The 20315-nt window shown below is 68.8% G+C and carries 17 protein-coding genes; 13 read left to right on the top strand and 4 right to left on the bottom strand.

Features of this window, described 5'->3' with window-relative positions; genetic code table 11:
• Positions 1 to 45: 45 nt before the first annotated feature.
• Both M3Q35_RS13355 and M3Q35_RS13350 read left to right on the top strand, forming a co-directional pair.
• Positions 46 to 228, top strand: coding sequence for a hypothetical protein (locus M3Q35_RS13355; RefSeq protein WP_273942049.1), 183 nt, complete (start codon positions 46 to 48; stop codon positions 226 to 228).
• On the top strand, positions 221 to 1897 hold the full coding sequence (locus M3Q35_RS13350; RefSeq protein WP_273942048.1) for a hypothetical protein: 1677 nt from the start codon (positions 221 to 223) through the stop codon (positions 1895 to 1897). The genes M3Q35_RS13355 and M3Q35_RS13350 overlap by 8 nt, the downstream gene beginning before the upstream one ends.
• A 39-nt stretch (positions 1898 to 1936) precedes the next feature.
• On the opposite strand, the gene M3Q35_RS13345 is transcribed toward M3Q35_RS13350, so the two are convergent.
• The gene (locus M3Q35_RS13345) at positions 1937 to 3979 is read right to left on the bottom strand and encodes a hypothetical protein (RefSeq protein WP_273942047.1); all 2043 of its coding nucleotides are present in this window, start codon (positions 3977 to 3979) and stop codon (positions 1937 to 1939) included.
• Between the two features lie 129 nt (positions 3980 to 4108).
• On the opposite strand from M3Q35_RS13345, the gene M3Q35_RS13340 reads away from it, so the two are divergent.
• Genes M3Q35_RS13340 through M3Q35_RS13330 form a run of 3 tightly spaced genes read left to right on the top strand, consistent with a single transcriptional unit; the run spans position 4109 to position 9111 of the window.
• The gene (locus tag M3Q35_RS13340; RefSeq protein WP_273942046.1) at positions 4109 to 5131 is read left to right on the top strand and encodes a hypothetical protein; all 1023 of its coding nucleotides are present in this window, start codon (positions 4109 to 4111) and stop codon (positions 5129 to 5131) included.
• 60 nt (positions 5132 to 5191) lie between these two features.
• Positions 5192 to 7213: a hypothetical protein gene (locus M3Q35_RS13335; protein ID WP_273942045.1), complete on the top strand. Its 2022-nt coding sequence runs from the start codon at positions 5192 to 5194 to the stop codon at positions 7211 to 7213.
• Positions 7210 to 9111: a CHAT domain-containing protein gene (locus M3Q35_RS13330; protein WP_273942044.1), complete on the top strand. Its 1902-nt coding sequence runs from the start codon at positions 7210 to 7212 to the stop codon at positions 9109 to 9111. Before M3Q35_RS13335 ends, M3Q35_RS13330 begins: the two co-directional genes overlap by 4 nt.
• 51 nt (positions 9112 to 9162) lie before the next feature.
• On the opposite strand, the gene M3Q35_RS13325 is transcribed toward M3Q35_RS13330, so the two are convergent.
• The 3 genes from M3Q35_RS13325 to M3Q35_RS13315 are packed head-to-tail and all read right to left on the bottom strand — an operon-like array spanning position 9163 to position 12459.
• Entirely contained in the window at positions 9163 to 10335 is a 1173-nt protein-coding gene (locus M3Q35_RS13325; protein ID WP_273942043.1) for an OmpA family protein, read from the bottom strand.
• On the bottom strand, positions 10319 to 11725 hold the full coding sequence (locus tag M3Q35_RS13320) for a hypothetical protein (protein WP_273942041.1): 1407 nt from the start codon (positions 11723 to 11725) through the stop codon (positions 10319 to 10321). Before M3Q35_RS13320 ends, M3Q35_RS13325 begins: the two co-directional genes overlap by 17 nt.
• The gene (locus M3Q35_RS13315; RefSeq protein WP_273942040.1) at positions 11722 to 12459 is read right to left on the bottom strand and encodes a hypothetical protein; all 738 of its coding nucleotides are present in this window, start codon (positions 12457 to 12459) and stop codon (positions 11722 to 11724) included. The genes M3Q35_RS13320 and M3Q35_RS13315 overlap by 4 nt, the downstream gene beginning before the upstream one ends.
• Positions 12460 to 12660: 201 nt before the next feature.
• On the opposite strand from M3Q35_RS13315, the gene M3Q35_RS13310 reads away from it, so the two are divergent.
• The 8 genes from M3Q35_RS13310 (at position 12661) to M3Q35_RS13275 (ending at position 20263) form a co-directional block, all read left to right on the top strand.
• Positions 12661 to 13737 carry a hypothetical protein gene (locus M3Q35_RS13310; RefSeq protein WP_273942039.1) on the top strand — a complete coding sequence of 359 codons (1077 nt, stop codon included), beginning with the start codon at positions 12661 to 12663 and terminating at the stop codon, positions 13735 to 13737.
• The gene (locus M3Q35_RS13305; RefSeq protein ID WP_273942037.1) at positions 13734 to 15599 is read left to right on the top strand and encodes an AAA family ATPase; all 1866 of its coding nucleotides are present in this window, start codon (positions 13734 to 13736) and stop codon (positions 15597 to 15599) included. Before M3Q35_RS13310 ends, M3Q35_RS13305 begins: the two co-directional genes overlap by 4 nt.
• A complete protein-coding gene (locus M3Q35_RS13300; RefSeq protein ID WP_273942036.1) occupies positions 15596 to 16246 on the top strand; it encodes a 4Fe-4S single cluster domain-containing protein in 651 nt (216 codons plus the stop codon). The genes M3Q35_RS13305 and M3Q35_RS13300 overlap by 4 nt, the downstream gene beginning before the upstream one ends.
• On the top strand, positions 16234 to 16656 hold the full coding sequence (locus tag M3Q35_RS13295) for an FHA domain-containing protein (RefSeq protein ID WP_273942035.1): 423 nt from the start codon (positions 16234 to 16236) through the stop codon (positions 16654 to 16656). The genes M3Q35_RS13300 and M3Q35_RS13295 overlap by 13 nt, the downstream gene beginning before the upstream one ends.
• 239 nt (positions 16657 to 16895) lie before the next feature.
• Positions 16896 to 17615, top strand: coding sequence for a protein kinase domain-containing protein (locus tag M3Q35_RS13290; protein ID WP_273942033.1), 720 nt, complete (start codon positions 16896 to 16898; stop codon positions 17613 to 17615).
• Between the two features lie 113 nt (positions 17616 to 17728).
• A complete protein-coding gene (locus M3Q35_RS13285) occupies positions 17729 to 18970 on the top strand; it encodes a hypothetical protein (protein ID WP_273942032.1) in 1242 nt (413 codons plus the stop codon).
• Positions 18952 to 19656 carry a PP2C family protein-serine/threonine phosphatase gene (locus M3Q35_RS13280; protein ID WP_273942031.1) on the top strand — a complete coding sequence of 235 codons (705 nt, stop codon included), beginning with the start codon at positions 18952 to 18954 and terminating at the stop codon, positions 19654 to 19656. Before M3Q35_RS13285 ends, M3Q35_RS13280 begins: the two co-directional genes overlap by 19 nt.
• Before the next feature lie 379 nt (positions 19657 to 20035).
• A complete protein-coding gene (locus M3Q35_RS13275) occupies positions 20036 to 20263 on the top strand; it encodes a hypothetical protein (RefSeq protein ID WP_273942030.1) in 228 nt (75 codons plus the stop codon).
• Positions 20264 to 20315 lie beyond the last annotated feature (52 nt).

The following is a 20315-nucleotide window of genomic DNA, read 5'->3' as shown; positions in this document are numbered from 1 at the left end:
CGGTATCGCAACGAGAACACCGGGGTCGAACAGGCAGGAGTCCTGGTGCTGGCGCACACAGCGGGGGAAGAGCCACCGGAACTCGTCGTGGGCTTCGACGGCGCCGGGTGGACGGAGTTCGTCGCGGACGACTCGGTGCGCTTCGGCTGGATCGCCGTACTTCCACTGGGGGTCGGCGAGGACGAGCCCGCGTTGCGCTTCCGCACGAACAGGAGGATCGATGGCTGAGCTGATGACGCCGGTGACCGGCGAGCGGTTCGACCCGGCGTTGCTGGGCCACGCGGTCGAGATGGTGCTCGCCGAGTTCCCGAACGACATCTCGGAGCGGTTGATCGCCCTGCACGGCTCGATACCGGAGATCGTCAAGATCGCGGTGAACCGCGGCACGCGCGTGTACGAGCGGCTGCGCAAAGAGGGACGAGACGTACCTCAGTCGCGGTACCCGTTGCTCGCCGCTGCCGTGTTCTCGGTGCAGGGCAGGAAAGCCGGTGTGCAGGCCTCGAACGGGAACGTGGCGAAGGAGTATGACCGGCTCGTGGCCCACGGCGACGTGCCGTTGGACGTGGTGGCGCAGTGTCGGCTGGTCGACGAAGGACTGGTCGGACTGCTGATCAAGGCGTCCCGCGTCCTGGCGCCTGTGCGCGACGAGGAGTCGGCGGTGCCACCGCTGATGATCGGCATGGTCGTGCCCGCTGTGCTCGCCACGGCCGGACTCGATGTCCAGGATCCGGTAGCTGTCGTCCGTGCGGTGCTGGCGAGAGGTGCGGAACTCGCCGCCCGGCAGCGTGGCCGGGCCGAGGGGGACGACCTGGTCCACCACAGCACTTTCCCGGTGATGGGGAACATCGACCTCGTGTACCAGCTCGCGGGGTACCGCACCGCGATCGCGGAGCTGCTGGCACCCGGACCTGACGGTGACGTCGACGACGTGGTCAACCGCCACGCACGGGCGTGCGCGGAGGCCCTCAGGAAGGGCATGACCCATGACCGGGGTGTCGCACCCGAAGCCCTGGCGGGACTGCGCAGGCTGGTCCGGATGTTCGCGAGCGCGGCACCGGACGGCGGCAAGGGTGCCGAGAGGGTGTTCGTCGAGCTCCACCCGGACGCGGCCAAGGAGACACGTCCGAACGCGAAGGAGCTCCTCGTGGAGGAGAACGAGACTTGCGGGACGGCGGACGCGGCGGACTCAGGTCTTCTCCTCGCCGAGGACGTCGTGGAAGTGGTTCTGGAAGGGCTGTTCGCCGGGACCAACCGCCGGCAGCGGGTCGTGTTGTCGAACTGGCTCGGCGGCGTACGGTCCTCCCGAAGCCAGGACGACCTGGTGTTCCTTGTGGACCGGGTGCGCAGGGTTGATCAGCTGGTCCGCAGCGGGAGTGCGGTGACGCCGTCATTCGTGCGCACCGCCGAGACCGAGGCGGCATTCGGCGTGGTGCGGTCACGAGTGCGTGACGCCATCGTGCTGGGGCTGAGCGGACTCACGCTCGCACAGGCAGTCCTCCCTCCTTTGTGGACTGATCGGGCGCACGCCGTCCGGCTGGTCGCGGGCCGGGTGCGGGTGGAACTGGGACGCGGCCTGAGCACGCCGACGAAGGCGGCTCTCGTCAGCGCCGTCGTGGTGCGCGGACCTGCCCAAGTCGTGCAGCGCCGTGCGGAGCCGGACCGGCCTCGAGTCTGCCCCTGCGGTGGCGGACGCCGCGGACATGCCCGGACGGAGGTTCGCGACGAGGTCGCCTGCCCGCACCGCCCGTGGCACGAACGGGGGCGTGTCGAGAACTACACGACGCTCACCGAGTTCTGCGAGACCACCAGCGTGGACGCCACCAGGCTGACGCTGACGCGGTACGACGGGTTCTGGCGGGAATGGGTGGAGGACGTCATGACGAGGGAAGTGAGCTGATGACCCCGGCGGCCTGCCCACCTGGGGCGGGCCGCCGGTTCAGCCGGTTCCGGTCAGTTCGGCCACTCGCTTGCGGATCGACTCGACCTCGTTGTGCCGCACGTAGTTCTCCGCCCTGCCCTGGGAGCTCGAGTGCAGCCACCTCTCCGCGGCTGTCAGCAGACGGTGCAGGCGGTCGCTCTCGGCCTCGTCGAGTTCGCGCACGCCGGTTTCCAATGCCAGCAGCAGTGCGGGCGCGGCACGCAGGACAAAGAGACCGGCCTGCTCGTCGGACCGGTCCAGCAGGCGGGCGAAGTCCTCGTTGCGGAGCACGGGGTCGATCCACCTGTAGCCGAGCTCCGCCCAGCGCGCCGCCTCGTCCGGCAGATCGTCGGCCCTGGCCTGCTCGCCGAGCCTGGAGGTCGACGCCGTCGCGATGTAGCAGCTGCGGCCGAGCGGAGCGAAGTCTCCGAGCCTGCGGTACCTCCGCTGCCTGCTCGGGATCACGAAGTCCCGGAAGAACCTGACTGCCTCCCGCTGGTCCTCCTGGGCGTTGTGGCTGCCCAGGAAGGCCGCGTAGTTGTGCAGGTGGTACCCGATGTCCTGGTTGCGCTCCTGGTCGGCGCCGGACAGGTCGATCTCCAGCGCGTCCGCGTAGGCCCACCACCACTGGCGGAGCACTTCGTCCAATTCGGACGGTGCGGGGAGGTCAGCGCGCGGGTCCTCCGCATTGGTCGTGCGAACCGCGTTCAACTCGATGCACGCGGCGCTGAGCAGGTCCGCGACGGCGCCGCGATCCAGTGCGCCTCGGGTGAGCAGGGCACGGCAGAGGTCCACGTCGTCGATGAGGTCCCGCACGATCGCGGCGATGGGGTTGGTGCGGTCGTGTCGCAGGACGGCGAGCCGCAGAATCGCGAGCCGGACGCGCACCATCCCGGCGACCGGACCGGCGTGCTCGAAGCACCCGGCCGTCACTTCGCCGAGGTCCTCCAGCAGTCCGAGGTACTCCCGCACGGGCAGGCCCGGCGAACCCGCCTGCTGCCGCAGCACGCGGGCCAGGCCGACACCGGCGAGAACGAGCACCCTCCTGCCGGGCTCGGACAGCCCGGCAACGTGCTCGGGCGAGGGCAACCGGACCTTTGTCACATCGTCGGCCGCGCCCAGATCGGAGTGGACGGAGAACCAGTAGGTCAGCAGGTTGTCCACGAGGCCGGACGACGGCAGCATCGCCTCCATGGCCTCCTGCTGGGCCGCCCGCTCGCTGATCCACACGTAGCCCGCGCCCTCTGGCTGGCTCGCGTCCAGGAGTTGCTCGACGAGGTGGTCGACGAGTTCGTCCGCCATGCCGCGAGGAGGCGAGCGGAACCCGTCGTCGTCGTTGCCCGCCGAGTCGTGGACGGGTAGCCCCGCGAGGTGGACGGTGCGATCCAGTACGTGGAGCTCGCGTGGATGCGTTATGGGATCGCGCTTGGCCGGCGGCCTGCCACCGATCTCGTTGCGCGCCTGCTTCCGGTCGCGCAGGCGGGGGGCACGCGGGATGGCTGGTCCGTCCAGGCAGGTGCGCTGGATCGTGCGGGCCTGGAAAGCGGCGATCAGCAAGGCCGGCTGCGACCTGAAGGCCTCGATCGCGGCGGTCGCCCACGCCGCGATGCCGAGGTTGAGCGGGAGTTCGCCGCCGTCGCGGTCCCGCAGCAGCGGCAGTGCCTCCGCCATGCCGTTCGTGACCGGGCCGAGAAGCGTGTTCGCCGCGGTCAGCAGCACCGCGGACTTCGTGTTCGGGCCGAACCTGTTGGTCGTCGCGTTGATGATCTCGTTCGGCAGCGTGCGGCCGCGGGCGGCGACGACCGTGCGGCCGTGCAGCACCCAGTCCTGTCCCTCCGGTACCGCCGGCGGCGGGTCGTCCGACCGTCCGGGCGAGTGCGCGCCCCTGGCGATCTCGCTGATGGTGATCATGTCGAACTCGCTGACCCAGGTCATGGCGCCGAACGGGCTGCTCGGTGACGGCACTCCGAACAGTGGTGCGACGTTCTGCGCGAGGCGCGACGGCACGAGGTCCGAACGCTTGCCGGCCGCCAGTGGCACGACAGCGGGCAGCAGCGACATCGTCTCTCTCCATCGTCTCGGGGGATCACCACAAACCGACCTGCGTCGGAGGTGATCGTCAACCCCAGGTGTCCTCACGATTTGGTCTCGTCCATCGACCAGGGCCGGATTCGCATATAAAAGTATGTCATGCCGACCGCCTCTGTGTCTGTTCGCCCATGCCGACCAATCTCTGGCTCGCACCCGGAGGGTGACCAGCGTCCGATCGACCTCCAGATCCCCGACGACGTCTCGAGAGCCATCTGGTATGAGCTGTTCGACCAGCGAGCCGCCGTGCACTCGCGTCACCGGGTCCGTTACTGCGACACCGAGTTCCGACTCGGCTCCTTGCGGCTCGGCGCGGACGGAGTGGGCGCGCCCCAGGTCCTCGGTTACCACCTCGTGGGCAACTGTCCGTGCCGGGACCTCGTCGCCGACGCGTTCGAGGTGGCGTTGGCCTACCTGACGGATCACGGCGACGAGTTCGCCAACCCGGCCGGTGCGGTGCGCACGCATCTCAAGTACCGGCTGATCGATCTCGACCGCCACGCGAGAGTCGAGCGGGGAGCACCCGCGCGCCCGGAGGTCGTGGCGACCAACCGCTACGGGCGAATGCTGCCGGACGACTTCCACCGCGCTGTGCTGGTCATGCTCGTCGACGAAGCCGGCAGCAGCGGACCACTGCGCGGGGCGCAGGGACTGCTGCAGCGCCTCGCGTACCGCTGCGCGGGGAAGTTCGACGGCGAGCCCGCGGACTACCTGCACCGCTTGCCGGAGGTCCTCGCGGTCATCGAGACGATCTGCCGGACGGGGCCCAGGGTCAACATCGGCACCGCGGACGAGCCGGAACTGGTGACCTGGTGGGATGCCCGCATCGACCGGCCGCTCGGCAGACGTGCCGACCCCGCCGACCACGTGATCGACGAAGACCGGTGGCTGTGCGTCGCGGCGCCTTCCCTGACCAGGGCGGCCACCAGGCTGTGCAGGACGCCCTCGTGCTCGACGAGCTCCTGCGCGCGGTCGGGCCCGAACCCTCCCACCGACGGGATCTCGCCCTGCGCGCCGCGATCCACCGCCTCCAGGAGAGCGGGCTGCTCAGCGATGCTCGCGGACGCGAATTGCTCGAGGACGACCGGCAACGCGGTCTCGTGCTGGCACGGATTCGCGACCTGACGACCAAGCCCGCGGCCCGGCGTTCCCGTCGCTGCGCCTGAAACGGGAAGGCGAACGTCCGTGGTCGTCACGAGTGCGTCTGAATCGCCGGAGGAACGAGCTCGATGGGCGGAGGCCGAACGCATCGGCCGGTTGCTGCGCGCCGATCCGCTGTCGGTGAGTCCCGAGTACGCGGGTGACGTGGGTTTTCAGTGCGTTGACGACCTGGACGAGGAGGCACCCGACCTCGCCGACCGACTTGACCTGGTGGGACGCCTTCTGCGGTTCGCGGTGGCTGGCGCGCCCGACGCCGTGCACGGTGGCTGGTGGCGCATCGAGCTCGCACGGGTTCTGGCGCGGACCGCGTTGACGTCGGCCGCTCCCGGCGCGTGGGACGCCTCCGCGTACTGGGCCGGCGCTGCCCTGGACTTCCCGCATCTCTCGATCGAGGAACGCGACCAGATCACCGTCGACGTGGCGGAGCTCCACTGCTGTCGTGTGGGGGCAGTGATGGATGCATGGCAGTCGGGTGACTTGTCCGACCAGGACTTCCTCGACGCCTGCGGAACTTTGCTGCGCCTGCTCGACGAGCTCGGCGACACGACGTCGAACCCCGGCGTGCGCGCGGTGATCGACTTGATCAGGGCGCGGACCCACGCGTACCGGTGGGACATCACCGACGAGGCCGCTGAGCTGCACCAGGCGGTGGGCCTGCAGTCCTGGGCGTTGCCGGTGGTTCCGGACAGCTATCCGGGACTCGCCGACGAGCTGATGCTGTTCGCCGAGTTGTGCAGGTCGGGGTACCAGATCGCACCCGAGCACGTGCCGCTCGCACTCGCGGTGAACGCGTGCCGTCGGCTGATCACCCTCACCCTGGTGGAGGGCGAGGTGCTGCCGGAACATCATCTGCTGCTGGCGCGGCTGCTGATGTTGCGCGAGGACTTTGACAACCCTGCCGTCCAGAACGAGATCGTCGACAGCCTCGCCGTCGCGGCCGGGATGGACGACGAGTTCGTGTGGTGGATGTACGGCGACGCATTGCTGGACCGCGGCTGCGAGGCGGACGACGTCGACGACATCGAAGACGCCCTGCTCTGGCTGGGCCACAGCGTGGACCGCGTGGACTCCGACGCCGAGTGGAGCTGGATGGCAGGAGTGGACATCGCCCGCGCCCACTTCCGTCTGCTGAAGATCACCGGTGACCTCAGCCACGTCGATGACGTCGTCGGGCACGTCAGTCGGTTGCTGGACACGTTCGACCTAGACGCCGAGGTCGTTCGCGACCTGCACGCCTGGCGACTATTCGCGCTGATGGACCTGTCGGACTATCCCGATCTGGGAGCCTCGGCCGCCCAGTACCCGGTGGCCGCCTGGCTGCGCGAATCGGTACGCGTCGTGGACGGCCGGGTCAAGAACGGCCTGTTGACCGACGTGGACAGCGCTGTCGCCTTGTGCGCCGCACTGCTGTGGATCACTGTGCTGAGCGGAGCGGCCGACGCGGTGGTCGCTGACATCAACGAGCTGGTGTCCGCGCTCGAGGACTCGGCGCGAATGCTGGGGTTGGCGGTCGATCACTCCGACCTCGTTGACGAGCAGCGCACCGACGTGACGCTCAGGGTCGTTCAGGAGTTGTTGACGAACCAGGTGAACCTGCTCCGGGGCCAGACCGACCTGGACATCAGCGTGGCGAGCGCGGTGCTCAACGACGCTGCTCTGCGCCAGCTCCACGACGACGTGGCCGGCATGACCGGGGGACTGCTCGCGTCGGCGGCGAGCCGACTGGACTCGCTGGGCGCGTTCGACGCGGGTACGTCCTTGCTCAAGCAGGCCGGGCCTCAAACATCAAGCGGCGTCGAATCTGATCAAATTGAGGCTTTGGACGCCCTGTTCGCGTTCTTCCGGATCGGCACCGCCAACGGCGACATGCAGCAGCTGCGTAAAGCCATCAGCACGGCGCACGACCTGATGGTCACCACGACCTCCCGCAAGAGATGGGGCCCATGGTCGGGCTTGCCGAATTCGCTTGGTGGGCCATGTCCGATCCGCACACCCGGCCGTCCCAGCTTCCCGACCGCCCGGCACCGGCTTGGCTGCGACCGATGATGGTGATGTTGCGGCTGGTGCAGGAGTTCGCCGCCGCGGCGGAGAGATCGGACACGCAGGTGCTGCGCGAGATCGCCACGGCCGTAGGCGATCTCGTCCGGCGCAATGCGAGCAGCGAGTACTGGCTCAAGTACGCGCGGGAGCTGCACGGAAACGTCCTAACAACTCTCGCGGACCTGGAACAAGACGACGCCGAGGTGCAGGCGACCGCAATCACGGTGCTGGAACGGAATTGGAGCGAGCGCGGCGCAGGCAGGGACCTGCTTCTCGACAGGTCCGCACTGCAGTTCGGACGCCTGCTGAGGCGGCGGGACCTCCCCGGTGACCGTGCCAGGAGCCGGGACATGGGGCGGTACGCCACCTGGAGCGCCGGGTGGAAGGTCGCGATGCAGTCGCAGAACGAACACGGGCTCGAGATCGCGCGCAACGGCGTCGCGGCGGCGGACGAACTGGTCTCGTGGTGCATCGAGGACGGTGCGGTGCACGATCTCGTGCGGGCGCTCGATGCCCGCCGCGGCCTGGTCTTGAAAGCCGCGCACATCGGTCGCGTCGTCGCGCACCGGCTCGGCGAGATCGGCCGGCACGACCTCGCCGAGGAATGGGTCGAGGCCGAGGGGCGCGACCGGCTCAGGCTGCGGGGACCCGATGGCGAGCTCAGCGATTGGGGCGGACTGCGGCGCAAGGTCCTCGGAGTACTCACCGAGAACGGTGACATGTCCGAGGATCGTCACTTCCTGGATCGCGTGCGACGGGCGCTGCACGCGCACGGATCGCATTGCCTCGTCTACCTCGTACCGTCCAATGAACACCACGAAGGACTGGTCGTCGTGGTGCCCGCGGACGGCGAACCGTCGTTCAGCACGTGCCCGGAACTGCTGACAGCACAGGACTCCGCGGTCGGGCGATACCAGTCTGCCTATGACGCCTGGTACGAGGCCAGAACGGAGGACGGTGAGGAGTACGAGCGGTGGAAGGACGAACTGGACCGCATCTGCCGCTGGGCCGACGACGTCGTGGGAGCACAGCTGCGCCGGGCGGCTGACGGGCGAGAGCGGGTCGTGCTGGTGCCCGTCGGGTCGCTGGGACTCGTGCCGTGGCACGCGGCCAAACGCGTGGCCGACGGGGTGGACCGGTACCTGGTGCAGGACCTGGAGATCTCCTACGCGCCGTCCGCCGAGGTCTTCTGCGACGTGGTCGAGCGGCGGCCTGTCGTGGGCGGAAACCCACTGCTGGTAGGAAATCCCACTCGGGACCTGCCTTCCGGAGTCGTCGAGGCGTGGTCGGTGCGGGACGCCTTCTACTCCGGTGGACTCGTGATGGGGTCGTGGAGCTGGTTCCCGCTGTCGTCAGAACCCGCGGACGACGGTGCCGGCACGCCGGCCGAGGTAGTGTCCGCACTCGCCAAGCCGTTGCCGCTGCTGCATCTCGCCTGTCACGCGGTCGCGGACATGAAGGAACCGTTGGAGTCGCGGATCTGCCTTGCCGGAGGTACGTTGTCGACACAGCGGCTGATGGACGTCAGGCCGACCGAGGTGCTGCCGATCGGGTTGGTGGTGCTCGCGGGCTGCACGACGAACGTGTCCGGTGTGGACTACGACGAGGCGTTGAGCCTGTCGACGTCGTTCCTGTCCCTGGGCGCACGTACCGTCGTCGGATCGATGTGGAAGGTGCCCGCAGGACGCACCACGGTGCAGCTGATGTTCATGTTCCACCACTACCTGCGGGTGGAGGGGGTGGCATCGTCCTCGGCGTTGCGCCGGGCGCAGCTGTGGATGCTGGATCCCGGCAGGGAGTTCCCTGCCAGCATGCCCGGGAAGGTGCGGGACATGGCGCCCGCACGAGGCTTCGACCACGCCGACGCGGTGTGCTGGGCGGGGTTCACCCAGCAGGGCGTCTGACCGAGTGGTTGGGCCCGCTCGACTTCAACGGGCCCAACCACTCCCTCCTCGTCAGGGGCAGGGCTGCCCGACCGGTGCGATGATCACGAGCCGGTTCTGCACGGCGAGCGTCTCGATGAACTGACCCGTCGCGTCGTACGGCGGAACGTAACCGGCGAAGTTGGTGCCCACGCCGCCGGCTTGGAGGAGCGAACCGGGAACACCCTGGTTCGTCAGCTCCTTCACCACGGCCTGCGCGCGCTGGGTCGACAGCGTGAACGGCGCGTCTTCGGGAAGTGCCGTCGTCCCGGTAACCGTGACCGCGATCTTCTTCTCCCGCAACGTCTCCGCGATCGGAGCGAGCACGTCCTGCACTCGTTTCGCGTCAGCGAACACCGACTTGTCCGGCAGGAATCCGACCTGGTCCTCCCGGAACCTGGCGCAGCCGACGCCCTTGGGGTCGTCGATCCGTTTCGGGGGAAGCACGGGCGTCACCGTCGGCAGATTGTCCAGCGGCGGGGTGTTCGTGAACGTGGTGAGGTCGGGCACGACCTTGGCGCCGGTCGCGCTCAGCACCTTGGTCCACAGCCCCTTCAACTGGTTCTGCTCGTCGAGGGACAGCTCGGGCTGGGGAGCCGCGACCGACCCCAGCCCGGTGAGCAGGACTTCGGTGCCGGCCAACGGCTTCAGCTTGCCTGAGTTGCCACCGAGCTGCTCGATGACCTTGCCGGCGTCGGCCGCGAGAGCGCCCGGTGCCTGCAGGCGGAGGTCGCCGGAGGTCTGCAGGGCGTTGTCGATCACGACGATGCGCTTCGGCCCCGTCTTCGACGACTGGTGCTGGACTTCGGCGGCCAGCAGGATCGCCCCGAGCGTGTCCGCCTCCGGCGTCTTGGCGCGGAGCGCGTTGAACACGTCGTTGCTGAGCATGTCCTCGTAGTCCGAGACCGTGCCCTCACAACCGCTGTCGGAGTTGCACTTGCTCTCCAGTTGCATGTCCAGCTGGACCTCCGGCTTGCCGGACACCCCGACGACCACCAGGTGATCGCGGCTGAGCACCGACTCCTTGAAGTACTCACGTGCCTTGGAAACCAGCTGAGGTCTCGGCATGTTCGCACGGCCGCCCACCACGAGGGCGATCTCGCCGGCGTCCCGAGGCGGCTTGAACTCGCCGCACGACGTCAACGAACCTGTGAAGACCACGATCGCGATGATCGTGGCGACGAGCTGCTTAGCAGTAGAGGTCACTGTCTCCTACCGATCTGGGGTTCTCGGCAAATTTCGGGGAAGCCGGCGGCGGGGGAGGAGTAGCGGCGTCACCACGGCCGTTGCCCGTGTCGCCTTCGGGGTCGAGAAGGCTGTCGGTGGCGGACGGGTTCCCCATCGCGGCGGCCGTCTGCTGTGCCTGCTCCGCGCGGAGGCCGGAGCGCCGTGCCTCGTCGAGCTCCTGCTCGAGGTCGTGGAGCTTGCTCGCTCGCTTGCGGTTCTCCGCAGCAACCTCCTGCCTCGCGCCTTCGACCCGCGCCTGTGCGGCGAGCTCCGCGGCCTCGGCCTCCAACCGGAGCCTGCGCTTGCGGGCGACGCGTTCGTCGGCCGTTGTCGGATCGCCGAACCTGTAGGCGTGGGTCATCGCCAACGCGCCGGTGATGAGGTAGACCCCGAGCATCAGCGCCGCGACCCAGATCGCGCCTTCCGAGGCCTTCGAACCCGCGGAGGTGGCCAGCGGGCCGGATCCAGTCCCGCGGATGGTCGAGGCTCCTACCGTGGCGCGGATGCCGGAGATCGTCGCGCCGAGCGCCAACCAGAGCACCGAGAGCACGACCATCCAGACCACGCTGCCCCCGTAGCCCTCACGCCGGGACCTCGCGAGTTTGCCGATCTGGTGCGCGGCGGCCACCGACCCGAGCGCCAGGGCGGACACGAAGGCGAACACCAGCTGTGAATCCTGTTGGATCAGTCTGTCCAGGGTCGTCCAGAACCCGAACGCGTCGGCGAAGGCCAGAATGCCGAGGAGGACGAATGCGAGGCCGTGCTCCGTCATCGGACTGAACCTGGTGGCGAACCGGCCACGCGGATCGTCGTCCTGCCACCGCGTGATGTCGGAGGCGTCAGAGGGCGGGTCGGGCGATGTTTGTGCGGTTGTCGGTGTGCTCACAGTGCTGTTGTCTCCTCGTTCGGCTTGTCGGCTCGGTTCGCGACGGCGCTGCCTCGTGCGCAGTTCCTCCTCGTACTTCTTGAACTCCGCTGCTTCCTGACGGATGGCCTCAGCACGCTCGTCGAGGTTCTGCGCCCTCGTCTTGGCATCGGACTCGAGCTGGTGCAGCACGGACTCCCGCTGGATCCGTTCCCTTTCCACCTCGACGTTCCACTGGTCGACCCAGCTGTCGATGGTCGTGTCGAGGACGTGCCTGCTCCCGTCGTCGACGGCGTTTTCGCGGATGAGCGCGTTGATCCGCTCACGAACCTCCGCGGACGCCGCCCTGGGCTCGGGGGCCAGCCCCTCGATGAGGGGGTTCTTGTTGATCTGCAAGAACAAGTGATCGGGCTCGGCGCGGTCCCGGCCGCGCAAGGCGGCCGGGAGCAGCGCGTGCAGCCAAGCGAGCGTGGCAGCAAGACGGTTGGCGGGCAGGGACGTCACGACGCCTCCTCGATGTCGTCGGAGGACAGGGAGCCCAGCCAGGTGGAGAGATCGGGTTCACCTGCGTCGAGCAGTCTGCGCAGCAGTTCAGCGTCCGGGTGCCGGCGCAGCAGCGCCGTGTCGTAGAGCGCCTGCTGGGCCATGACGAGCGCGCGCATGCCGGCAGCCTCGGAGGCGGCTTCGGTCCGCAGTTGCTCGATGCGGGCCCGCAGATCGGCCTGCGTGGCGAGGGAGGCGGTTAGTGCTTCCTGCACGCCCCGATGGTGTGCTCGCGCGCGGTTCACCGCCCGCTCGTGTTCCCGCATTCGCCGGGCGCGCACCCGGTCGTCCGGATGCCGCTCGTCGCCCGGCCGGTACTCTGGGGGCGCGGTGGGGTCAGGCGCGGAGGCCTCGACCGAGGTCAGGGCGTTCGCCGCAGCGGACAGCTCGTCCGTCAGGGCCATGGTGCGCGAGGTGACCTTCCTGCTGTGCTCGTTCAGCGAGCGAACGCGTTGCGCGTGGTCTGCCGCGACCACGGACAGCCCTTTGTCCAGCTCGACGAGGAGCCTTCTGCGCATGGGTGTCGCCTGCCGCTCCGTGACGAAGAGCGGGTCGGGCTTGCGCAGCCGTCCGTCCGTTTTCCCCTGTCGCCGCAGGAACAACCGGCGCAGCACCGTGATCCGGCCGCGACGGTTCACGCCGGGGAGCCCGGACGCGGCGTGTCGCTGCCCCGGTGCCGATTTTTCTTCCGCCATCGTGCCCTTCTCGCTTTCTACTCCGGACACAGGTGTTCTGACGGATCTCCGCACCGTCCGTCAGTACGAGTGCGACGTCGTAGTGGAGGTGAATGCGGGTTGAGCGGAACCAGAGCGGGGAGCTACGTCCTCGACGCGGCGGCGCAGGCCGCACTGCTCGAGCAGCAGAGAAGGGAAAGGCTGCAACGGCAGTGGAGAGTGATGGAGGACGAGCACGCTCGCATGCGGGCAGCGCTGATGTCGTCCGCTGGCGACCTGGACGCCGAGATCACGGTCCCCGCGCCGCTCGCCAAGCCGGAGTCGTGGAGTGACACAGACTTCCAGAAGGCGCAGAAGGCCGCGGAGACGGACCGCCAGGTGATGTGGCACGGGCTCAAGAAGGTGCGCGACAGGCGAATCAGCAGGTCGACGCAGTGCAACGCGTCCGGTATCGAGGGTGGCCGGCCACAACCGGTGGTGCGGCGGAAGAAGGCGGCAGGCGGCGGCCGCCCGGCTGTCGCCGAGCGCGTCGAGAAGATGCTCGGCCGCCTCAACCGCGAGATCGAGCCGTCGCCAGAGATCGAGGCATTGGCGCAGCAGGTCGTCGCGGCACCCGTGGCGCGCCAGCCGGTGTTGCTCGGCAGCTTGCGCGACCGCGTGGAAGAGCACAACGCGTCGGTGAAGCGGACGCGGTCCGCTGTGGCCTTGCTGGAAGAGGCGAGACTGCTGGCGGAGGAGTCCGCCGACGCCGAGTTGGCAGCCGAGGTGCGGACCTTCGCGGCAGCGCCTGAAGCCGGGCTCGAAGTGGACGTGGCGGGTCTCAAGCAAGCGGTCGCCGCCGCACAGGCACGTCAACTCGTGCTGCGCGAACAGGAATACGCCTACAGCGCACTGGCCAAGGCTTACGGCGCTCTGGGCTACGAGGTGCTCGAGTCACCCGAGGTGCTCACGGTCAGCGGTGGCGTGCTCTTCCGGCACAGGAGTGGTCCCTCCCACGGGATGGTGGCCGTGGTGAAGGAGGGCTCCATCCGTCTGGAGCCGGTGCGGCTCGCGGTGCCTGGCGCGCCGCCTGTCTTGAACCGGGAAGCCGCCGACATCGCGGCTGATGAGGAACTGTGCCGGGACACGACGAAGGCGCTGCAGGTGCTGCCGGGCCAGCAGGTCTCGGTCCAGGGCGCGAAGCCGGGTCGGGCAGGAGTGTTCTCGTTGCGCGTGGTGCCGCTGGCCGCAGAGGAAGTCGTCCCTGTCGACTCAACCATCGAGGTGGACGAACCGGTCGCTAGGGAGATGAATCGGTGAGCAGGCTTTCCAGGGACTACCCCGAATGGGCGCACGAGGTCGACGCCAGGTTGCCGGTGGCAGCACAGGTCGTGCTCGCCGGCAACGTCGACGACCTCCACCTCTGCCCTGTCGCCACGCCTTCGGGAACGATGTTCTCGTTGCGGCAGACCCACCAGGTGCTCGACGACGTGCTCACGGCCAACGCCTACAGCGTGGTGCTGCACTGGCACGTCGCCGCGGGGCTGTCGGTGTTGTCTGAGACCGTGCCGGGCACCGCGCAGAAGATTGTCGGGGACGAGGTGTGGGGCACCAGAGCGGAGCCGACCGCCGCGGGCCTGACCGTCCTGCTGGAGCGGGTCGTACGTGCTCGGCAATGCCGCGTGGCAGTGGTGGTCGACGGCGCGCACCGGCTCTCTCCCGATCCCCGCGCGCTCGATGTGCACCGGATGTTCGTCGCCGGCCAGTTCCTCAGCCAGGACGCACCGCGAGTGTCCATGGGGCCGAAGGAACGGCCTGGCGTCTATAACACCGTCATCTGGCTGGCCGACCGGGAGAGCGCCCTGCCATCCTGGCTCGTCGGCGCGACCAGGGTGAGTGTCGTCAGCCTGCCCCAGCCAGGACTCGCCGCTCGCAGGCGTACGGCCGACGTGCTGGTCGGCGGCCTGCCGGGCTACCAGGAACTGCCGGAACGAGAACGCGCGCAGGTGGCCGTCGACCTCGCCGAGCAGACGGAGGGCATGCGGCTCGCCGACATGATGGCGGTCACTCCTGCTGCCCGTGACCGCGGCATCCCGGCTCATGACGTCGGAGACGCGGTCCGATTCCTGCGATCCGGCGTGGACCGGAGCCCGTGGCGCGATGACGACCTCCTGGCCCGGATTCGGGATGCGGCCCGGTCTCTGAACGAGGTCGTGCTCGGGCAGCCCCGCGCGGTGCGGCACGTCGTCGACGTCCTGGCGCGTGCGGCACTGGGATTGTCCGGTGCGCAGAGTTCCGGCCATCCGACGAGGCCCAAGGGCGTGATGTTCTTCGCCGGACCGACGGGCGTCGGCAAGACCGAGCTGGCCAAGCAGATCGCGAAGATCGTCTTCGGTCGTGAGGAGGCGATGCTCAGGTTCGACATGAGCGAGTTCGCCGCCGAGCACCACGAGGCCAGGCTTCTCGGCGCACCGCCCGGCTACGTCGGCCACGGCGAGGGGGGCGAACTGACCAACGCCGTGCGCCGCAACCCGTTCCGGCTGCTGCTCTTCGACGAGATCGACAAGGCCAACCCCCGCATCTTGGACAAGTTCCTGCAGATCCTCGAGGACGGCAGGCTGACCGACGCCTCGGGCAGCACGGTGTACTTCACCGAAACGCTGATCGTCTTTACCTCCAACGCCGGGATGATGCGGCGCGTCAAGGACGCGGAGGGCAAGGAGCTGGACGAGTACGAACCCGTCGTGAAGCCCGGAACGTGCTACGCCGTGCTCGAGTCGGCCGTGCGGACGGCCATCCACGACGCGTTCGTGAAGATCGGCAGACCAGAGCTGATGAACCGCATCGGTGACAACGTGGTCGTGTTCAACTACATCACGGCAACGGTTGCCCGCGATCTCCTGCGCCGCAACCTCGACCACCTGACGGCCACGGTGCGCAAGCAGAGCGGGTATCAGGTGGACGTCACCGACGGCGTGCGGGCAGTGCTCGACGTCGAGGTCGGCAAGGACAACCGGCTGGTTTTCGGCGGACGCAGCGTGAACACGGTGGTGGAGAGCCGCGTGCTCAACCCGCTCGGCCGTGAGTTGATCACGATGGCCCCCAACGCCAGGTGCACGGTGACGGAGGTCTGGGAGGACGAGGACGGCCCAGGTCTGCAGGCCGAGGAGGGCATGCGATGACCAACGTCGGGATCAGCCGTCTGCACCATCCGGTCACGGTCCTCGGCCCCGGTGTGCGGGCCGGGATCTGGTTCCAGGGCTGCTCGATCCGCTGTCCCGGTTGCGCGAGCATCGACACCTGGCGCGTGGAACCGGAGACAGAGATCGATGTCGAGGGCGTGTTGGCGTGGATCGCCGGACTGTCTCCCGACGAGGTGGACGGCGTCACCATCAGCGGTGGCGAGCCGACCGATCAGCTTGAAGCCCTGGCCTCGCTGCTGGATGGTCTGCGCCGCTGGCGGACCACACGTCGGCCGGATGCCGACGTCCTGCTCTTCACCGGCAGGGAGCCGGACTGGCTGGACACCGAGGCGGCCCAAGCACTGCACGGGTATGTCGACGCCGTGGTCATCGGCCCGTACCGCGCGGATCTGGCGGGTGACACGCCGCTGCGCGGTTCCGAAAACCAGGTGCTGGTCACGATGAGCCATCTCGGTGAGCAGCGCTACGGCGACCTTTCGAGCATGCCGAGGCAGAGGGTACAGATCAACGTCGACGGCCAGTCGGTGTGGATGATCGGCATTCCACTGCCCGGTGATCTCTCCGGTGTCCAGGCCGGTGCCTCTGAACGGGGCGTCCGCATGAGAGGAACGTCGTGGCGGAGTTGATCGAGTGCGGCAGCTGCGGTAACGAGGTGCCGCCGGGCAAGTGTAGGGTCTGCGCCTTTGTCAATGTGGATCCGCGCGCTCCCGAGGCTGTCCCCCAGCGCGCGCGCGTCCGGCACGGACAGGATGAGCTGATCGTCTTGGACGACGGCGCGGAAGTCCACTTGGGACGGATGTTCTCGCACAAGGCGATCAAGGAAGCGCTGAGGCCGTACGACTACGTGAGCAAGGAGCACGCCGAGATCGTCCTGCGCGGCGACCGGCTGTTCGTCCGGGACCCCGGTTCCAAGTACGGCACGAAGGTCGGCGGCGTCGCGGTCGGGCCGGAAGGGAAGGACTTCGGGCTTCCGGTCACGATCCTCCTCGGGCCTTCTGGCCATCATGCGGAGATCGTCGTGGAGTGGGTGTCGTGACAGCCGCAGGCCCGCCGTCGGACCGCGAGACGAGGGATCTTCCAGCGGGACCCTCGTCGGCGCGGCTGACGGCCGACCTGCCCGGACCGGACGGTGACAGGTCCGACAGGCCGACCGCGGACAGGCCTCACCTCGGCACCAACCGGGAGACGTCGGACCTGCCCGGGCCAGAGGAGGCGCGGCAACCGGGAGACCAGCTCCCGCCCGGCATCGCGGCCAGGTTCTCCGACCGGCAGCCCATGTCGGAGCGAGGAGGACAGGCGCTGCTGTTGCGAGGTCGCTGGGATCAGGAACACGATGTCGTGCTGAAGATCTACCGGCAGGCACGGGACGGCGTCGAGGACGTGTGGGAGCTCTGGCGGTTCGCCGGCGAACACGACGACCGGGTCATCTCGTTGCTCGCCGCCGAGACCGACGGCCTGCGGGACTACGAGGTGATGCCCCACCTGCCCCACGGCTCGCTGCTGGACCACGTGCACGGGCTCGGCCGCCCGCTGACCACCGATGAGGCCGAGGTTGTGCTCGTCCAGGTGACCGGGGCTCTGGGGTACCTGCACGACCGCGTGTCCGCCGCTGCCAACAGCGGCGCGCGGGCGCTGGTCCACGGGGACATCAAGCCGGCCAACATCCTCCTGCGCGAGGTGGAGCCGCTGAGGATGTGCGTCAGCGATTTCGGTGTGTCCGCGGTGCACGCGTTCACCAGGGAACGGTCGACTGGTGCGATGACGCCCGCCTACGCCGCCCCCGAGCTGTTCCGGCAGGCGAGATCACCCGCGATCGACTGGTGGGCGCTCGGCATCACGCTGATCGAACTGCTGCAGGGGTACCACCCGTTCCAGGTCGGCCCCAATGGTCTGATGCTGTCCGACGACGAGATCAACGAGCAGGTGAACAGCTCGCCGGTCCCGATCGACGACGTCGTTCCGGTGCGCTGGCGCTCCCTGCTCCGGGGCTGCTGACCTGGAGGCCGGAGAACCGGTGGGGAGCCCGCCAGGTCCAGGAGTGGCTGGAAGGCGCCGAGCCCGCGATCGACGAGCATATCGGGCCGGACGAACAGGCGGGAGGGGAGTTTGTGTTCGCGGGTGCGCGGATCACCCGGCCCCGTCAGCTCGCCGCGGCGATGGCCGCCAACTGGCAGGCCGCAGGCGAACTCGTGCTGGGCGACGGCTGGTCATCGCTGCTGGAATGGGCGTCGTCCGTGTCGGACGACATGCGTTCGGCGCTGGACGACGTCGACGAGCACTTCGTCCAGCCGCGTTCGCCGGTCGACCGGTGTGTCTGCGAGCTGATGGTGCGACTCGACGCCTCGGCTGAGCCGCGGTTCCGCGGGTTCGTGGTCGACAGGCCAGGACTGGCGCAGCTCGCCGCCGAGTCCGAGTCCGGTGAGACCGCGGCACGGGCGGCTCTCGACGCGTTGCTGAACAGCGGTGCGTTGCGCGCTCTCGCCAGGCTTTCCGGCCAGGGAGGACTCGATCTGGTCGCCGCCCAATGGGAGCGCTGGCACCGGATGGCGGAGGACTACGCCAGGGACGCGCTCGGCGACCTCAGCCGGCTGCCGGAGCGTCAACGGCTGGGCGACATGGTGCTCAGGGCCGTTCTCGACCCGGTGTACCGTCGCAACCTGAACCGGAGGGCTCGCGAGCTGACAACGCGCCGTGCCCGCAGGACTGCCTGGTTCCGCGCGCTCACAGACCAGGATCGCGGTGTGCACCAGCCCGCGCTGGACGTCGTGGTCGTGCTGCTGGCGGCGCTCGCGGAGGAGACGAGACGACGACCTCCGACCGAGCAGGACGAGTTCGCCGCCGCGGCCCGTGGTCTGCGTGCCGAGGTCGAGGCGATGGTGAGCGGAGTTCCGTCCACCGGCGACTGGATCGTGGCCGTGCCAGCGTTGCCCGTGCGGAACCGCCCGGTGACGGTCGGGGACCACCTCCGGTTCGGGCGCGCGGTGGTGGGCACGGCGATCGCGGGTGGATCCTTCGCGGTGGTGGCGGGGATCGGTGCGGCCTCGGGTTCGTCCCTCTTGGACGGTGTGCTGGTGGGAACGGTGTTGCTGGCGGGCACAGCTTCGCTTCTGGCCGGGCTCCTCCTGCCCCGGACACCGTTGTCCGGCGCACTGCTGGGCGCGGCGAAGGCGTTGGTGGCGGGCCTGATCATCGCTGTCGTGGCGGCGGTGGTCGTCGGCCTCGTGCTCGGACGAGAGCTGGGAGTGCTCGTGTTCTGGTGCTCGTGGGTGCTGACCGTGTTCACCGGAGCCGTTTCCGGTGCCGTGACAGGACGAACTCGAGGAGACGTCTGGTGGCGAGTGACGAGCTGATCCGCGTGCGGGTGTCCCTGGCGACGGCGGTCGGCAGACGCGATCGCAACGAGGATGCGGTGGGAGTGGACGGCCTGGTGTGCACAGGCAATTCCGGCATACCTGTGCACATCGATCTCATCGTTCCGGTCGACCGCCCCCTCAACATTGCCGTCGTGGACGGCATGGGAGGGCACGCAGACGGCGACCGCGCCGCCGTGCTGGCTGCGGAGCTGCTGTCTTCGGACCAGACCGGTGACCCGGTCTCCTTGTTCGGTGCGATCTCCGAGCGGATGCGTGCCGAGGGCAACGGCATGGGATGCACGGCGGCGATGCTGTCGTTGTCCGCCACCGGCAACGTCGTGCTGGCCAACGTCGGTGATGTCCGGGTGTATCGACTGCAGGACGGGTTCGCGGGCCAGCTGACGACGGACCATCGCGCGGGATCGTCCGTCGTCACGCGCTGCCTCGGCGGCGGGGAGCATTCGTCCTTTGTCCCGGCGGTACGTTTGCAGGCACTCCGGTCCGGCGATCGTTACCTGCTCTGCAGCGACGGGGTGCACGACGCGGTGCGGAAAGAGGCTCTCGTTGCAGCCACGTCTTCGTCGGAAGGCGGGGAGGTCGTCGGCAGACTGGTCCGGGACGCGGTGGAAACTGAACACGGGGACAACGCGACAGCAGTGCTGGTCGACGTCATGGCGGCCTAGCGTAGTTCAGGGTTGGGGGCGAGCCCGGCCAGCATCGACGTGTCGCCATTGTGCGGCAACGAGACCAGGCCGGGATCAAACCAGCTCGAAGCCGGCGAACATCTGCGCGACCTTGCGTCTTCTGCGCGGGGGCAGAGGTTGCCCTGGCCCTCTATCAGCGGGGTGGCGGCGGTGGTCAGGCGGACGGCGAACCACGGGAGAGGTGGTTCAGGGCCAGCGCGCTGCCCTGGGTGACGGTCTTGCCGTATTGCGGGAGGATGGTCAGGGCTCGCGCGGACTCGCTCAGCAGGTGGGGGAGGTGTACGTGCCGGGAAATACATCCGTGCAGGTCAGCAGTCGTTGGCGCGTGAGCGGTCATCCTCCGGCATGATCGCGGCTCGTGCTCGTTCGCTTCGCCTACCTCGCCGTCCCACACGCCTTTGCCGCGCGACGGCTGCTGCCGATGACCAACCGCGAGAAGGACATCGAGATCCTCGCCCTCCGCCACCAGCTCACCGTCCTGCGACGACAACTGGGCGACCAGCGTCCGCGATTGCGCCCCGAGGACAGGGCGTTGTTGGCGGCGTTGCTCGTGCCGCTGGCCCGCGCGACGCTGCGCCGGTTCTGATTGCTGGTCAGCCCGGATACGGTGCTGCGGTGGCATCGTGACCTGGTTAAGC

The organism is Kutzneria chonburiensis (assembly GCF_028622115.1).
GTDB lineage: Bacteria > Actinomycetota > Actinomycetes > Mycobacteriales > Pseudonocardiaceae > Kutzneria > Kutzneria chonburiensis.
Note: the sequence above shows the minus strand (reverse complement) of the source record. Positions and strands in the feature narration are given on the sequence as shown.

Excerpts from the sequence above, each read along its gene's own strand:
- M3Q35_RS13350 (WP_273942048.1), top strand. The coding sequence starts at position 221 with ATGGCTGAGCTGATGACGCCGGTGACCGGCGAGCGGTTCGACCCGGCG.
- M3Q35_RS13345 (WP_273942047.1), bottom strand. The coding sequence starts at position 3,979 with ATGTCGCTGCTGCCCGCTGTCGTGCCACTGGCGGCCGGCAAGCGTTCG.
- M3Q35_RS13340 (WP_273942046.1), top strand. The coding sequence starts at position 4,109 with ATGCCGACCGCCTCTGTGTCTGTTCGCCCATGCCGACCAATCTCTGGC.
- M3Q35_RS13330 (WP_273942044.1), top strand. The coding sequence starts at position 7,210 with ATGATGGTGATGTTGCGGCTGGTGCAGGAGTTCGCCGCCGCGGCGGAG.
- M3Q35_RS13315 (WP_273942040.1), bottom strand. The coding sequence starts at position 12,459 with ATGGCGGAAGAAAAATCGGCACCGGGGCAGCGACACGCCGCGTCCGGG.
- M3Q35_RS13310 (WP_273942039.1), top strand. The coding sequence starts at position 12,661 with ATGGAGGACGAGCACGCTCGCATGCGGGCAGCGCTGATGTCGTCCGCT.
- M3Q35_RS13300 (WP_273942036.1), top strand. The coding sequence starts at position 15,596 with ATGACCAACGTCGGGATCAGCCGTCTGCACCATCCGGTCACGGTCCTC.
- M3Q35_RS13290 (WP_273942033.1), top strand. The coding sequence starts at position 16,896 with ATGTCGGAGCGAGGAGGACAGGCGCTGCTGTTGCGAGGTCGCTGGGAT.